This is a genomic window from Variovorax sp. P4_D9 (genome assembly GCF_056401695.1).
The window spans coordinates 1-678 of sequence record NZ_JBFUIU010001696.1 but is presented as its reverse complement, the minus strand read 5'-3'; the positions used below and the strand labels follow the sequence as shown (position 1 = coordinate 678).

Here is a 678-nt window from a genome sequence, read left to right as displayed (position 1 = left end):
GTTCTCGACCGGCGTGCCGATGTGCTTGTCCAGGCAGTTGGCCGAGGCGTTAAGTTCGCCGTCCTCGAACCACTTGTAGAAGGGCGCGTCCGACTCGTCGAGCGTGCGTGTGAAGGGCTTGCTCCACACCACGTTGGCCTTGGCCTGGCGGGCCCAGAAGCCGTCGAAGTCGTCGGCGGCCTCCTTGCAGAGGGCGTCGTAGGCCGCCATGCTGGGGATGCGCGCGCCCGCGCTGGCCCGCTCGTCCGGCGGAAAGACACGGTTTTCGACCAAGACGGATTCGATCGTCGATGCGCTGCTCATTCTTGCCTCCTGTAGCTGACGTGATGTCGGGCGGTACTGTCGGGTTCCCCACTTACGGACGACTGACGAGACATGTTAGCGCCCGGAATGGCATCGCGACCGAGCGTGCCACCCCCTAGGAGCGTGTCGGGCTTTCCCGCCTACCCCGAGTGGGCGGCGGCTTGGACAATCGCGCCAGTTTAAATAGACCTCCACTGCATGAGCCGCTTCATTGCCGTAGATCGAGACACCGCCTACTTGCTGCCGCCGTCGGTTGATGAATGGCTACCGCAGGATCACCTGGCCCGCTTTGTCGTGGAGGTGATCGACCAGTTGGACCTGAGTGAGCTGGTGCGGCAATACGCGGGACGCGGCAGCAATGCGGGCAGCAATGCG

At 63.9% G+C, this 678-nt stretch carries 1 protein-coding gene and 1 pseudogene; one reads left to right on the top strand and one right to left on the bottom strand.

Annotated elements, in window-relative coordinates; translation table 11 throughout:
- Positions 1–303, bottom strand: a 303-nt coding sequence (locus AC1DY5_RS57830) for an acetyl-coenzyme A synthetase N-terminal domain-containing protein (protein ID WP_478123070.1), incomplete at its 3' end; no start/stop codon positions are given.
- A 198-nt stretch (positions 304–501) separates the two neighbouring features.
- Here AC1DY5_RS57830 and AC1DY5_RS57825 point away from each other — a divergent pair.
- Positions 502–678: pseudogene (locus tag AC1DY5_RS57825) on the top strand (IS5/IS1182 family transposase); the annotation flags it as partial.